The organism is Saccharothrix variisporea (assembly GCF_003634995.1).
Taxonomy (GTDB): Bacteria; Actinomycetota; Actinomycetes; order Mycobacteriales; family Pseudonocardiaceae; genus Actinosynnema; species Actinosynnema variisporeum.
This window is the reverse complement of sequence record NZ_RBXR01000001.1, coordinates 5794191-5807788: the sequence shown is the minus strand read 5'-3', so window position 1 is coordinate 5807788 and position 13598 is coordinate 5794191. Positions and strand designations below refer to the sequence as shown.

Below are 13598 nucleotides of genomic sequence, written 5' to 3'. Positions count from 1 at the left end.
AACTCTACACAACCTCGCCCGGTTCACGAAATCGGGGGGTCCCTTCAGTGCACCAAGGTGAGCACCGTCTCATCCCGGGCGCCCCTGACCTGCACGGTTCGCGCACGCAACCAGGCCTCGAAGCGCTCCTCGGACAGCGGCCGGGAGATCAGGTAGCCCTGCGCCACGTCGCAGCCCATGGACACCAGCTGGTCCCGCGCGGCGTCGTCCTCGACGCCCTCGGCGACCACGGTGAGGCTCAGCGAGTGGCCCAGCTCGACGATGGACCGGACGACGGCCATGTCGCCGAGGTCGGTGCCCATGCCGAGCACGAAGGACTTGTCGATCTTGACTTCGTCGACCGGTAGCTGCCGCAGGTAGGCCAGCGAGGAGTAGCCGGTGCCGAAGTCGTCCACCGCGAGCACGACGCCCATGGTGTGCAGGCGGCGCAGCACGGGCAGCGCCCGCTCCGGGTCGGCCATCACGCCGGACTCGGTCAGCTCGAAGGTCAGCAGCTCGGGCGGCACCGCGTGCTTGAGCAGCGCGGCGGCGACCCGGTCCGGGAACTCCTCGTCGGCCAGCGTCCGCACGGACAGGTTGACCGCGATGGACATCCGCAGCCCGCGGTCGATCCACCGGCGGACCCGGTCCAGGGCCTTGTCCATCACGAAGTCGGTCAGCACGTCCACCAGGCCGGTGGCCTCGACGGCGGGCACGAACTCGTCCGGGTCGACGCGGCCGAACTCGGGGTGCTTCCAGCGCACCAGGGCCTCCGCGCCGACCACCTGTCTGCTCGGCAGCGCGACCTTGGGCTGGTAGTGGATCGACACCTGGCCGGTCTCCAGCGCCGACCGGAACTGGGTCACCAACTGGAAGCGGCGCAGGAAGATCTGGCCCATCGAGGGCGCGTACGCGCGCAGCGGCTCGGCCTCGCTGGTGGCCCGCACGGCGACGTCGGCCCGCTGGAGCAGGGCGTCGGCGTCGGGGTCCTCGATCTCGCAGTCCGCGGTGGACGCCCACCCGACGACCGCGCCCGCCTCGACGGTGAGCCGGTCCACCGGGTAGGGCACGGACAGCGCGGCCCGCAGCCGTTCGGCGATCTCCTGGATGCGCTCGGCCTGCCGGTCCAGCAGCAGCGCGGCGAACGCCCCGCCCTCCAGCCGGGCCAGCGGCACCTCGGGACCGAGCTCGTCGCGCAGGCGGCGGCCGGCCGCGACCACCATCCGGTTGCTCCAGGCCTGGCCCAGGGCGTCGGCGACGGTGGACAGCACGTCCAGGTCGATCCGGAGCACGGCGGACCGGTCGGCCTGGCGCATCGGCTCGGCGGCGGCCTCGCGCAGGCCGGGCCGGTTGAGCAGGCCGGTCAGCGGGTCGTGGTAGGCGTCGTGGCGCAGCCGGGCGAGCAGGCGGCGGTTGTCCACGGCGGTGGACAGGTGGCTGGCCAGGGTGCGCAGCAGCTGGATGTCGGCCTTGCCGAAGCCGCGCCACCGGCTGAGCCGGTCGTGCACCTCGACCGCGCCGAGCAGCTGGGTCGCGCCGCGCAGCGGCACGACCAGCGCTTCCTGCGCGTCGCGGCGGCTCAGCGCCTCGGTGACGTCCTCGCCGGCGTCGACGACGCGGAAGTACCGCACCTGCGAGCCGGGCAGCTGGAGCATGGCGTCCTCGCGCAGCTGGCGCGGGTCGTCGCGGCGCATGGCCTGGGGCAGCGGCTCGCCCGCGACCAGGGTGCGCATCGGGGCCTGCGGGTCGGTGCGCAGCCGCAGCACGACCCGGTTGGCGTTGAGCTGCTCGCGGATGCGCTCGGCGATGAGCTGCCACTCGTCGTCGTCGGCGCGGCCGTCGCCGCCGTCGGGGTTCGGGCCGCGCGGACCGGTGGCGTGCCGGCCGGAGCGGGCCACCCGCAGCGAGACCTCGCTGAGCGTCTCCAGGTCGCGCTGCTCGCGCAGCAGGCCCGAGTAGGCGAGGTAGATCGCGGTGATGCCGGCGAAGACGAGGACGATCAGGACGCCGCCCCACGGGGCCTTGTCCGCGATCTCGTAGCCGGCGAGGCCGGCGGAGGTGTTCAGCAGCGCCACGACCAGGGTCTGGAGCACCAGCCGCAGGCTCGGGCCGACCCGCATCCCCTTGCCCATCAGGCGCAGCGCGGTCAGGCCCAGGACGCTGGCCAGCAGCGGCACGGCGATGGTGCCCAGGAACGCGCCCGCCCACTTGGGGCCGTTGCCGTCCAGGAACAGGTCCACGGAGTGGGCGACCGCGAAGGCCACCGAGATCTCCATGAACATCAGGCCCGCGTTGTAGACGGCCCGGTCGAGGACCCGGCGGCCCAGCAGCGTGCCGACGCCCGCGACGACGTGCGCGGCCAGCACGACCTCGAACGGGGCGACCAGCAGGCCGAGCACGAGCGGGATCTCGGTGAACGAAATGGTCCAGGCCACGCCGCTGCGCACGTCCACGTTGATGGCGAGCTGTTCGGCGAGCAGGAACCCGACCACCAGCAGTGGTCCGGTCCACAGGAGGTCGGTCGGGTCCCGGTCGGGCAGCCACGAGCCCACCGCGACCGCGCACAGCGTCCCGGCGAGCAGGAGCAGCACCGCGAACACGCTGAACGCGCGGGTCGTGGACCGGGTCGGCGCGTTCGGCGCCGTGGCCGACACGTGGTCGGACATCCACCCTCCTCGTCGGCCGTCGTCGCGGTTGGCCGGGTCGCGGCCTACGAGCTCCTGGCGTGACTGAGGGGTCCCGAACACCCACCGAGACCCCTCCAGGGGTGCCAATGTACCCCGGTTGGGCGACGAAATGGCAGGTCGTTGCACGGATTACCACGAAAGGTAACAGTTCGGATCACACGATCAGCTCCCCTGCCAGCACCGTCACCGCTCGTCCGGCGAGTCGCACGCGATCACCGCTCAAGATCGCCCGGACCTGCCCGCCGCGCGGCGAGGCCTGCTCGGCGAGCAGTTCGGCGCGCCCCAGGCGCGGGGCCCACCAGGAGGCCAGCGTGCAGTGCGCGGAACCGGTCACCGGGTCCTCCGGGACCCCGTAGGAGGGGTAGAAGCAGCGGCTCACCACGTCGAGACCGGGTCGGTCGCCGGGGGCCGTGACGATCACGCCGCGTCCGGGCACCTCCGCGAGCGCGGCGAAGTCGGGCCGGAGGTCGCGGACTTGCCGGGCGGTCGCCGCCTCGACGAGGACGTCGGAGACGGCTTGGGCGACGGCCTTGACCGTGATGCCGGGCAGGCCGGCTTTGAGTGGCGTTGTGATCTCGATCGGTGTCGCAGGGTCCGCCGGGAAGTCCATCTCCACCCAGCCGTCCGGGGTGGTCGTGCACGTGAGCTCGCCGCTGCGGGTGGTGAAGACGCGGTCGCCGCCGAGGACGTGGGCGGTGGCCAGGGTCGCGTGGCCGCACAGGTCGACCTCGCGGACGGGCGTGAACCAGCGCAGCGGGAGGGGACCTTCTTCTTCTCCTACCCGCACGAAGGCGGTCTCGGCGTGCTTCATCTCGGCGGCGACGGACTGCATCCAGGTTTCGTCGTCGGGCCCGTCGTCGTCGGTCAGCAGCACGACGCCCGCGGGGTTGCCCGCGAACGCCCGGTCCGTGAAGGCGTCCACCACGAAGATGCGCACCGCCGCAGGCTACGGCTCCGGTTACGTTCCCGGTATGGACCCGCTACTGCCCGCCACCACGCCCGTTCCGGAGCCGTACTCGTTCACCGAGCTGACCGCCGACGCGTTGAACGCCACCTGGGGCGCGCTGCGCACCCACACGCTGACGTGGCACCCCGACGCCGACCTCGACGCCCAGCTGCGGGACTGGCCGCTGACCGGTGCCGGCGACTACGACACGGCGGCGCTGGTGACCGTGCCGAGCCGGGCGGTGGCGGCGGCGGAAGTGCTGGTGCGGCACGGTTTCGCGCCCCTGCTGGTCGCGGCGGCGCGGCGGGCCGGGCTCGGCGGGCCGGCGGGTGCGCCGGACGTGCGGATCCGGCGGGTGGGGGCGGCGGACGTGGACGTGGCCGTGTCGGTGAACGTCGAGGTGGTCCGGTACGACAGCCGGTTCGGCATGCTCAACGAGCGCCCGTCCACGGCGGCGCGGCTGCGCGAGCGCATCGAGGCCCGGCTGACGTGGGACGAGCCCGGCCTGTGGCTGGCGGAGCGGGACGGCACGCCGCTGGGTGTCCTCTACTACGACATGCCGCCGCACGCGGACTGGATCGCGTCCCAGACCTCCGCCGCGCCGGCCGTCTACATAGGACTGCTGGGGGTGCGGGAGGCGGCTCGCGGGTCCGGCGTGGGCAGCGCCCTGGTGGCCCACACCCACCGCCTGCTGGACGAGGCCGGCGTGGCGGTCTCCCTCCTCCACCACGCCTTGCCGAACCCCCGCTCGACCCCTTTCTGGTACTCCCACGGCTACCGTCCGCTGTGGACCACCTGGCAGCGCCGTCCCGCCCTTTAGACGCTCACGAGTTCTTTCATCTCCCGGGGCGCGGTGTCGCGCAGGCCGTTGCGGATGACGTCCAGGCACTCGCGGGCCTTGGCGGCGGCCTGGTGCTGCGCCGCGCCGCTGCCCACGGCCTCGCGCAGCACGAGCCAGACGGAGGCGTCGTCCTCGCGGACCGCGGTGAGCAGGTCGCGCGGCTCCGGGTACGGGTGCAGGGCGATGCGCTGGGTGTGCGTGCGGAGGTCGTGCAGGGTGGCGCGGTCGACGCCGCCGGTGCCCGCCAGGCGCTCCAGCTTCGCGGGCAGGTCCACGGAGATCAGTTCGGAGGCCGACAGCGGGCCGAAGTTCAGGACGGTGTTGAGGCCGTACTCGAGGTCGTCGGCGGCGTTGAGGACCTCGCGCACGTGGTTGCGCGCGGCGGGGTCGGGTCGCGGGCGCCTGCGCGCGGGCTTGTGCCGGATCACCAGCCCGAGGACGACGCCGAGCGCGAGGGCGGCCAGGGCGATCCAGATTTCGCTCATGGGTTCGAGTCTTGTCGTGCGCACACGCGTTCCGCGCGCCCGCACGACGGCCGGCGGTCTGTCAGCGCCGAGAGGTCATCGCGACTTCGGTTGGGCTGAACAGCCCAACCGGTCGGCGTGGCGCCGTGATCCGAACGGTCCAGGAGGGGAAGGTGTCCCCAGCGGTCTCGTCCGCCCGAGTGAACCGGAGGTCGAGGGGTACTCAACCCACAGGTCGAGACCTCCTGACTAGACAAAGGGGATGCACAACGGGCGAGGGGGTCGCCATGACCATCGCGAAAGAGCTGTCGAACCGGGCAAGGGCCATGCTCAGGGCCGTCGCCGCAGGCAGGGCGCAACTGTCGGGCGGGGTCGAACCGGACCTGTACGTGGACGGCCTGCCCTGCTGCGACCAGACGACCACCCACGACCTGGTCCGCGCCGGCCTCCTCCGCGCCCGCCGCGCGGTCGGCCTGGACGAGCGCACCGACGCCGAGCTGACCGACGCGGGACGCGCCGCGATCGCGTAACCCTCGAACAAACGTTCGACATGGGTTATGCTGCACACGAGGCCGGCACGCAAGCGAGAGGAAGCGCTTGCGCGTCGGTCTCACCTGCGTCTCACGCCTTCTCGGGCCGGGTGTGGTTGAGGAACACCACGACGGGGATCACGATCGCCAGGAACACCGACACGCCGGTGAAGGCGTAGATCACCTGGTCGCGGTCCTCCTCGCCCGCAGCGGCCAACCACCGCACCAACCCGGCGAGCACGAGCAACCCGACCACGGGCGCACTGCACAACACCCCACGCCGATAACTGCACCACCACGTGCACCGCCCCGGCGCGACGTGCTCGCACATGCGCACACCGCGGATGTCGTGCGGGAGCTGGACGGCACCCACGCCGTCACATCTCCGCACCGCAGAACTGACACCTGTCCCGCCCCGGCACCGTGGACCGCGAGTGCTGCCCGTCCGGCGAGGCCGGGCAGGGGTCGTTGCTGTTGGCGCTCATGACAGGAGTGTCCAACACGGACGATCACGCCGGGTAGTACACGAACGGGCTCGCCGGAAACGCGAGAAAGCCTCCGCGAACAGTGCTCGCGGAGGCTTTCTCACTGGTGTGGCGGGTAGAGGATTCGAACCTCTGTAGCTTTCGCGACGGATTTACAGTCCGCTCCCATTGGCCGCTCGGGCAACCCGCCCCGCCCCCGGTCACCCGGGTGCGGTGCAGACAATACATAACCCCGTCGCGGCCACTCAAACCGGGGATCCCCCGGTAGGCTTCCGGGGGTTCCAGACACGCCTACGCGGAGGTATCGGGCACGTGGCAGACCCGTCGTTTGACGTGGTGAGCAAGGTCGACCGGCAGGAGGTCGACAACGCGCTCAACCAGGCCGCCAAGGAGCTGGGCACCCGGTTCGACTTCCGGGGTACCGGCACGTCGGTGGCCTGGGCGGGCGAGGAGGCGATCACCTTCGAGTCCGAGACCGAGGAGCGCTGCCGCGCCGCGATCGACGTCTTCCAGGAGAAGCTGGTCAAGCGGGGCATCTCGATGAAGGCGTTCGAGGTGGGCGACCCGGCCGTGTCCGGGAAGGTGTTCAAGGTCACAGGCAAGATCGTCCAGGGCATCTCGTCGGAGAAGGCCAAGGAGATCGCCAAGAAGGTTCGCGACGAAGGTCCCAAGGGCGTCCAGGCGCAGATCCAGGGTGACCAGCTGCGCATCTCCGGCAAGAAGAAGGACCACCTGCAGGACGTCATCGCCCTGCTCAAGAGCAGCGACTTCGGTATCGCCCTCCAGTTCACCAACTACCGATGAAGGGCATCATCCTGGCGGGCGGGAGCGGCACGCGGCTGCACCCGATCACCCAGGCGGTGTCCAAGCAGCTCCTCCCGGTCTACGACAAGCCGATGGTGTACTACCCGCTGTCGGTGCTGATGCTCGCGGGCATCCGGGAGGTCCTGCTCATCTCCACGCCGACCGACCTGCCGCTGTTCCGGCGGCTGCTCGGGGACGGGTCCCAGTTCGGGATCTCCGTGGAGTACGCCGAGCAGGCGCAGCCGAACGGGCTGGCGGAGGCGTTCGTCATCGGCGCGGACTTCGTCGGCGACGACTCGGTGTCGCTGGTCCTGGGCGACAACATCTTCTACGGCCAGGGCTTCTCCCGCCTGCTCCAGCACCACGCGGCGACGCTGGACGGCTGCGTGCTGTTCGGCTACCCGGTGCGCGACCCGGAGCGGTACGGCGTGGGCGAGGTCGACGCGGACGGGCGGCTGGTCTCCATCGAGGAGAAGCCCGCGGTGCCGAAGTCGAACAAGGCGATCACCGGGTTGTACTTCTACGACAACGACGTGGTCGAGATCGCCCGCAACCTCAAGCCGTCGGCGCGGGGCGAGCTGGAGATCACCGACGTCAACCTGGAGTACCTGCGGCGCGGGAAGGCGCAGCTGGTCGACCTGGGACGCGGGTTCGCGTGGCTGGACACCGGGACGCACGACTCGCTGCTGGAGGCGGGCCAGTTCGTGCAGGTGCTGGAGCACCGGCAGGGCGTGCGCATCGCGTGCCCGGAGGAGATCGCGCTGCGGATGGGCTTCATCACCGCGGACGAGTGCTACGCGCTGGGCGAGAAGCTCGCGAAGTCCGGTTACGGGCAGTACCTGATGAACGTGGCCCGCGAGGTCCGGTGACCAATCCGCCGTACGCGGTGGAGGTGGACCCGGAGTTCCCGCCGGACGGCGACTGGGGATGCCCGGTGTTCGAGTTCGGCCACGACGGCGGCCTGGGCGGGTTCACCTCGCGCTGGGGCGCGACCGTGGTGCGGGTGACGGCCGCCACCGAGTGGGTGGGCCTGTTTCCGGGCGAGTGGCCGGACGGGGTGGACGACGTGTTCGCGACCCCCGACCCCGGCCGGCTGTGCGTGGTCGCGGGCGGTTCGGCGTTCGTCGTGCGGGTCGACTCCCCCGGCGAAGGGGCGGTCGTCGCGCAGGACCGGGTCCACCAGGTGGTGCCGGTCGGGGACCGGCTGGTGCTCTTGGTGTCCGAGGTCGACGTCGTGGCGCTCGGGCCGGACGGCGTCGCTTGGCGGTCCGGGCGGCTGGCCGGGGACGGTCTGCGGGTGGTGCGCGCCGACCCGGATGCGGTCCACTGCGTCGGGAACTTCCACTACCTGGGCGAGGACCCGCAGGAGTTCGTGCTGGACCCGGCCACCGGTCGCGTCGTCGCCGGTCCTCGGTTCGAGTGGGCCTAGGAGCGGCGGGCCGAGAAGCGGGGGCCTAGGAGCGACGGGCCAGTTCTTCCAGGCGGCGGACGCGGTCGGCGATCGGCGGGTGGGTGGAGAACCAGCGCGCGAGCTGCTCGCCCGGCCGGAACGGTGAGGCGATCATCAGGTGGGACTGCGAGACCACCTGCGGCTCCGGGGCCAGGGGGGCGGCGCGGGTGCCGAGTTCCAGCTTGCGCAGCGCCGAGGCGAGGGCGAGCGGGTCGCCGGTGAGCTCCGCGCCGGACGCGTCCGCCTGGTACTCGCGGGACCGGCTGACGGCCATCTGCACGATGCCCGCCGCGATCGGCCCCAGGACCGCGATCAGCAGCACGGCGAACGGGTTGGGGCGGTCCTCGTCGTCCCCGGTGAACAGGCTCGCGAACAGCGCCAGGTTCGCCAGCGCGCTCACGACGCTCGCCAGCGCGCCGGCCACGCACGAGATGAGGATGTCCCGGTTGTAGACGTGGGACAGCTCGTGCCCGAGGACCGCGCGCAGTTCGCGCTCGTCCAGCAGCTCGAGGATGCCGGTGGTGCAGCAGACGGCCGCGTTGCGCGGGTTGCGACCGGTCGCGAAGGCGTTCGGCGCGGCGGTGGGGCTGATGTAGAGGCGGGGCATGGGTTGGCGGGCGGCCATCGCGAGTTCCCGCACGATCCGGTACATCGCGGGCTGCTCGACCTCCGACACCGGCCGGGCCCGCATGGCGCGCAGGGCCAGCTTGTCGGAGTTGAAGTACGCGTAGGCGTTGACGCCCAGTGCCAGCACCACGCCGATGACCAGCGCCGTCCGCCCGAAGAACGAGCTGATCCCGACGATCAGCGCGCCCATGGCGCCCAGCAGCAACGCGGTCTTCACCCCGTTGTAGTGCTTGTGCACGGTTGCTCGCCTCCGGGTGACTACGTCCTCCCTCTCAACGCCCCGGGGCGTCCGGGGGTTCCGGAACCCCCTCGTCCGGGGCGTGTGGCACCGGTCTCCGGCGCCGGTTCGGCCTGGCTGTCGAGAGCAGGTGGCGGCGGCACGTGGTCGACCCACATGTTCAGGACATCCCGTTCGTGCACGAGCTCGGCGACGGCGCCGTGGCCGTCGAGCGTGCCGGTGCCGGGGTAGGAGAAGTCGGGGGCCCAGTGCAGGGCGTCGAACGGGCACGCCTCCACGCAGATGCCGCAGTAGAGGCACTGGCCGTAGTCGATGGCGAACCGGTCGAGGACGTTGCGGGCGCGCGGGCGGGCGGAGCCGGGCTGCTGCTCGACCTCGGTGTGCGAGTCGATGTGGATGCACCAGTCGGGGCACTCGCGGGCGCAGATCATGCAGACGGTGCAGTTGGCCTCGAGCAGTGCGATCACACCGCGGGTGCGGGGCGGCAGGTCGGGCGCGTCAGTCATTCGGGTCACCTTCGAGGCGTCGAGGGCCCCAGGAGGGGTCCGGTACCCCCGGTGGGGCCATGCGGCGGCGGCTGGGGGCGGTGGTGCCGTCCTCCCCCGGCTCCACGCGGCCCGGCCACGGGCGCACGACCCGGGAGGCCAGCACGAAGTCCTTGCGCAGCGGGTGGCCGGTGAAGGAGTCCGGCAGCAGGAGGTGGGGCGCGGGTCCGGACAGGGTGATGCCGAACATCTCCGCCGCCTCCCGCTCGTGCCACGCCGCTCCCGCCCACACCTCGGCGACGCTGGGCAGCGGCTCGTCGCCGACCTCGGTGCGCAGCAGGAGGCCGAGCTTCGTCTCGGGGTCGAGGACGTGCAGGTACACGGCGTGCCGCAGCCCGACCGCGCCGGGGCGTCCCGCGTCCTCCACGCCGAGCCAGTCGAAGGCGGTGCACCCGAGGTCGTCGTGGGCTTGGCGGGCGGCGGTCAGCCAGTTCTCCAGGGTGACGTGCGCGGTCGTCTGCCCGAACGCGGTCTTGACCGTCGCGCCCGTGACGAGTGCGGCCAGCTGAGCGGAAGCGGCGGTCATGACACCAGCCTGTGCAGTGCGGCGAGGCCTTCGAGCAGCGCCTCGGGGCGGGGTGGGCAGCCGGGGACGGCGACGTGCACGGGCAGCACCTGGTCGATGCCCTTGGTGACGCTGTAGGAGTCCCAGTACGGCCCGCCGGTGTTGCTGCACGCGCCGACGGACAGCACGTAACGGGGTTCCGGCATTTCCTGGAATGTGGCGATCACTGCGGGCAACATGGCATCGGTGACCGTCCCGGACACGACCAGCACGTGCGCTTCGCCCGCGGCGTGCGCCACGTCCACCCCCAGCGCGGCCAGGTCGTGCGGTCGCCCGCCCTCCAGGGCCGCCATCACCTCGACGCCGCAGCAGGCGAGCCCGAGGTCCAGCACGGTGACCCGGTACGTCGTGCCCCAGTCCAGGGTGGAAACCGTCACGTCGGATGAGGTTAATACGTGGGGGCCCGCCCGGCGCACGCCCGGCGGGCCCCCAACCCCCCAAAACCCCCTTGATTGCTCCCACGTGAACTCGCACCTGGTTGCGGCAGAAGTCTCTTACGAACCGTGTATACGTGTCCAGACAAAGCAACCAAGTTCTTCGGATAATTTGTCCCCATACTGCGATCAAGTTCAGTACAACTGATCGGTAGAACAGTTCGACCCCGACCCGAGAGGCCCCGATGTCCACGTCGGCACAGCTCCTGCTCCCCGCGGGCAACCGGCTCAGCAGGCTCCTGCACACCTCGCCGCTGCTGCTGGACACCACGTTCGACCAGCTCAGGACGTTGATCGCGGTGTACGAGACGAAGTCGGCGCTGCGCGCGGCGCGGGTGCTGGGTCGGGAGCAGTCCAGCGTCCAGAAGCAGATCGACACGCTGAACCGGAACTTCAAGTCGTTGTGCGGCGAACCGCTGGTCGTCAAGCAGGGACGCGGAAAAGACGTGCTGATCACACCGACCGGCGAAGCGCTGGTGGAATTGGCGCGGTCCACGATGACCGAGTGGCTGGATTCGATTCACGAGTGCCGCCGCAAGCTCGGCACGACGCTGACCGTGGGCACCACCCGGTTCATGCTCGACTCGCTGGCGAAGGCGTGGCACCACGTGGCCGACGACTTCCGCCGGCGGGACGTGGAGCTCAAGGTCGTGCACATCCGGACCCGGGACATCTGGAACAAGCTGGAGAGCAAGGAGGTCGACATCGTCTGCGGCAGCGTCGTCACCGCCGCGGGCGACGGGTCGGACTTCGCGGACTTCGACGTGATCGAGTGGCGGCGCGGCGGGCTGGCGCTGCTGACCAACCTCCCGGAGCACCGGCTGGGGGCGAGCGTCGGCACCGGGGAGCTGCCGAAGCTGCCGCTGGTGGTGCCCGGGGACGGCTTGATCGCCGAGTTCCTGCGCGGGTGGTTCGGGCCGGACTACCGCAACGAGCTGGACATCGCGGCGGAGATCGACGAGATCCAGTACGGGATGTCGCTGCTGCGGTCGGGCCTGGTGGAGGGCTGCATGATCGTCACGTCCGGCCTGGGCGTGGTGGCGGCGAACAACGAGCTGCGCGAGGGCTCGGGCCTGCGGGTGGTCGAGCTGAAGAACGACCGGAAGCCGGTCCTGGAACGCCTGGTCGGGGTCTTCGCCCGCAAGGAGGAGCGGGCGAAGTTCCCGGCCGACCACCCGTTGAACCTGCTCTGGTCGGCGTTCCAGCGAGAGGTCTCCGACTAACCCTCCCGCTGCCGCTGCACCTGCTTGACCAGCCACTCGAGTCCACTGAGCTGCCGGGGAACCGCAGGCTCCTCGCGTTCGGCCCGTTCCTCCTCCGGCATCTGCTGCACCGGCTCCGGCCGCTGGGCGTCGAGGTCGTTCATGGCGCGCTCCCTACCTGGTCGACAGCGAGGTGCCGTCGATCGGAGCACTCCGCCGGGTCCCGTCGCTAGCCCGATCAGCCCTATGGGTGACATGCGACCCGCCTTCGCCTGCGACGATGGCGCGGTGATCATCCCCGGCTACCTGGACGCCTTCGAGCCACCGCTGCCGCGCTCGACGCTGGTGGACGCCACCGACCAGCTCCACACCGCGCTCTTCTGGCCGGCCTTCCTGTCGGGGGTGGGCGGAGCGCGGACCGCACCGAGCGGTTTCGGCGCCGACCCGACCGAGGTGGCCGCACTGGACGCGGAGTGGTTGCGGCCAGACCGGTGGCCGGTGATCTCACTCCCCGTCGCGGGTGGCCGCCTGCACGTCGTCCAGCGCAACCTCGAGGACGAGAGTGGCGTGGATTACGTGCTGGAGGACGGCTCGCCTCCTGCCCTTGACGTCGCCGCAGTGGAGGGGAACTTCCGCGGACCGGGCCTGTCGTGGGCGGAGGCCGCGCAAACGGCCGCCCAGGCCGTAGGCGTCGAAGCCGCACGTCGGCTGCTCTTGCTCCTACCCGCCGTCGGCGACGTGGCAGCGAGCACCCGGGCGGCCCACGCTCTGGTGACGGCGGCGGTCAAGGCGGTCGGGTGCTCCGCCGCACTCGCCCCCCGCGTGGCCGAGGAACTGCTGACGTCCTCCGCTCGCTTCTGGGGCGCGCACCGGTGGGACGAGGTCGAGGGCATCCCGGTGAACCTCGGTCCGCACAGCACTCGTCACCCGGCCCGGCAATCCCTCAGCGAGTTGCGACGCATCGCGGCCGCCTTCGCACCACTGACCCCCTGACGGCAGGGGCCGCCAGCGGTGACACCCGCCGATCTCCGGGACCCGGTAGTTCGTCCCTGACTGTCCGTGAGCAAGTTACGGTCATGGTTGCCGCCTCGAGCGAAGCCGTGCCTAGATCGACTCAAGTACCTCCTGTGCAAGTCGCGCCACAAACGCGTCGCTAGCTGACACCTAGCCACTGTGTGGTCGGCGCGTGCCCGCAGCACAGGAGTGTCCCAATGAACATGATCTTGGTGATGCTCGCTGCCTTCGTCTTCGCAGCGGCCCATCCGCGAACTGGGATCGGATGAGACGTCTTAGGCCGACGCCAGAACCTTGGTCGCGCGGGAGCACGGGCCCTTCTCGCAAGTGAGGGGCTTCGTGTTCCCGCCGACCTGGCTCCCCCAGCCACACGCGTCATGGGGACCCTGGTCGCCCTCGTGGGCGTCGGCGCGATGACAGGTGGCGGAGCGGGCCGGGCACAGCGCTGACTCCAGCCACGACCGGCACCGGCGCGTTCGTGCTGGTCAGCGCAGCTCCTCAGACACCAACCAGCACCAACCACCGACTGCGGAAGGTCGCGAGTCAGCCGCGGAGTTCCATCGTGCAGAACCGGGACTACCAGGCCCACAGGCTCATGAGCTGTACGGATGCAGCGAATATCGGTGTCTACGGGACCACCGTTCCGTGTATGTTCCGCGCTCGGTCCACAGACGTGGCAACGCATATCAACTGGCGCGGAAAGGTTCGGCGGATCGTCGTCGACGGCACGGTCTATCGGTGCCGGATCCAGCGCAAGCCGTCATACTCCTATAGGAACTCGCATGCC

At 71.0% G+C, this 13598-nt stretch carries 16 protein-coding genes and 1 tRNA gene; 7 read left to right on the top strand and 10 right to left on the bottom strand.

The genetic code is table 11. The annotated features are described in order from the left end of the window. Window positions 1–44 precede the first annotated feature (44 nt). Window positions 45–2645, bottom strand: a complete 2601-nt coding sequence (locus tag DFJ66_RS26435) for a putative bifunctional diguanylate cyclase/phosphodiesterase (protein WP_121224824.1) — start codon at window positions 2643–2645, stop codon at window positions 45–47. A gap of 175 nt (window positions 2646–2820) precedes the next feature. Next, window positions 2821–3603: a PhzF family phenazine biosynthesis protein gene (locus DFJ66_RS26430; RefSeq protein WP_121224822.1), complete on the bottom strand. Its 783-nt coding sequence runs from the start codon at window positions 3601–3603 to the stop codon at window positions 2821–2823. A gap of 34 nt (window positions 3604–3637) precedes the next feature. Between DFJ66_RS26430 and DFJ66_RS26425 the strand changes: the two genes are divergently transcribed. Then, window positions 3638–4432, top strand: a complete 795-nt coding sequence (locus DFJ66_RS26425; protein ID WP_121224820.1) for a GNAT family N-acetyltransferase — start codon at window positions 3638–3640, stop codon at window positions 4430–4432. On the opposite strand, the gene DFJ66_RS26420 is transcribed toward DFJ66_RS26425, so the two are convergent. Next, on the bottom strand, window positions 4429–4938 hold the full coding sequence (locus DFJ66_RS26420) for a hypothetical protein (RefSeq protein ID WP_121224818.1): 510 nt from the start codon (window positions 4936–4938) through the stop codon (window positions 4429–4431). The two genes, DFJ66_RS26425 and DFJ66_RS26420, sit on opposite strands and share 4 nt — an antisense overlap. Before the next feature lie 266 nt (window positions 4939–5204). On the opposite strand from DFJ66_RS26420, the gene DFJ66_RS26415 reads away from it, so the two are divergent. Beyond that, window positions 5205–5447, top strand: a complete 243-nt coding sequence (locus DFJ66_RS26415) for a hypothetical protein (protein WP_121224816.1) — start codon at window positions 5205–5207, stop codon at window positions 5445–5447. A gap of 91 nt (window positions 5448–5538) precedes the next feature. Here DFJ66_RS26415 and DFJ66_RS42250 read toward each other — a convergent pair whose 3' ends face one another. Both DFJ66_RS42250 and DFJ66_RS26410 read right to left on the bottom strand, forming a co-directional pair. Next, window positions 5539–5820 (bottom strand): hypothetical protein, encoded by a 282-nt coding sequence (locus DFJ66_RS42250; RefSeq protein WP_147459371.1) that lies wholly within the window; start codon window positions 5818–5820, stop codon window positions 5539–5541. Between the two features lie 221 nt (window positions 5821–6041). After that, window positions 6042–6122 (bottom strand) — tRNA-Tyr (locus DFJ66_RS26410). 122 nt (window positions 6123–6244) lie between these two features. On the opposite strand from DFJ66_RS26410, the gene DFJ66_RS26405 reads away from it, so the two are divergent. The 3 genes from DFJ66_RS26405 to DFJ66_RS26395 are packed head-to-tail and all read left to right on the top strand — an operon-like array spanning window position 6245 to window position 8165. Next, complete coding sequence (locus tag DFJ66_RS26405; RefSeq protein WP_121224814.1) at window positions 6245–6736, top strand: YajQ family cyclic di-GMP-binding protein; 492 nt, start codon at window positions 6245–6247, stop codon at window positions 6734–6736. Next, entirely contained in the window at window positions 6733–7605 is an 873-nt protein-coding gene (gene rfbA / locus DFJ66_RS26400; protein ID WP_121224812.1) for a glucose-1-phosphate thymidylyltransferase RfbA, read from the top strand. Before DFJ66_RS26405 ends, rfbA begins: the two co-directional genes overlap by 4 nt. Continuing rightward, window positions 7602–8165 (top strand): hypothetical protein, encoded by a 564-nt coding sequence (locus DFJ66_RS26395; protein ID WP_121224810.1) that lies wholly within the window; start codon window positions 7602–7604, stop codon window positions 8163–8165. Before rfbA ends, DFJ66_RS26395 begins: the two co-directional genes overlap by 4 nt. 25 nt (window positions 8166–8190) lie before the next feature. Here DFJ66_RS26395 and htpX read toward each other — a convergent pair whose 3' ends face one another. From htpX to DFJ66_RS26375, 4 genes are read right to left on the bottom strand one after another with little or no spacing between them, the layout of a single operon-like run. Beyond that, window positions 8191–9051, bottom strand: a complete 861-nt coding sequence (htpX, locus tag DFJ66_RS26390; RefSeq protein WP_121224808.1) for a zinc metalloprotease HtpX — start codon at window positions 9049–9051, stop codon at window positions 8191–8193. Between the two features lie 20 nt (window positions 9052–9071). Continuing rightward, window positions 9072–9557 carry a 4Fe-4S binding protein gene (locus tag DFJ66_RS26385; RefSeq protein WP_121224807.1) on the bottom strand — a complete coding sequence of 162 codons (486 nt, stop codon included), beginning with the start codon at window positions 9555–9557 and terminating at the stop codon, window positions 9072–9074. Next, window positions 9550–10122 carry an NADH-quinone oxidoreductase subunit C gene (locus tag DFJ66_RS26380; protein WP_121224804.1) on the bottom strand — a complete coding sequence of 191 codons (573 nt, stop codon included), beginning with the start codon at window positions 10120–10122 and terminating at the stop codon, window positions 9550–9552. Before DFJ66_RS26380 ends, DFJ66_RS26385 begins: the two co-directional genes overlap by 8 nt. Further along, on the bottom strand, window positions 10119–10538 hold the full coding sequence (locus DFJ66_RS26375) for an NADH-quinone oxidoreductase subunit B (RefSeq protein WP_121224802.1): 420 nt from the start codon (window positions 10536–10538) through the stop codon (window positions 10119–10121). The genes DFJ66_RS26380 and DFJ66_RS26375 overlap by 4 nt, the downstream gene beginning before the upstream one ends. A 242-nt stretch (window positions 10539–10780) precedes the next feature. On the opposite strand from DFJ66_RS26375, the gene DFJ66_RS26370 reads away from it, so the two are divergent. Further along, complete coding sequence (locus tag DFJ66_RS26370; RefSeq protein ID WP_121224800.1) at window positions 10781–11818, top strand: LysR family transcriptional regulator; 1038 nt, start codon at window positions 10781–10783, stop codon at window positions 11816–11818. Here DFJ66_RS26370 and DFJ66_RS42985 read toward each other — a convergent pair. Next, a complete protein-coding gene (locus tag DFJ66_RS42985) occupies window positions 11815–11961 on the bottom strand; it encodes a hypothetical protein (RefSeq protein WP_170199668.1) in 147 nt (48 codons plus the stop codon). The genes DFJ66_RS26370 and DFJ66_RS42985 overlap by 4 nt on opposite strands. A gap of 91 nt (window positions 11962–12052) precedes the next feature. Between DFJ66_RS42985 and DFJ66_RS26365 the strand changes: the two genes are divergently transcribed. Next, window positions 12053–12790, top strand: a complete 738-nt coding sequence (locus tag DFJ66_RS26365) for a hypothetical protein (RefSeq protein WP_147459370.1) — start codon at window positions 12053–12055, stop codon at window positions 12788–12790. Window positions 12791–13598: the final 808 nt, after the last annotated feature.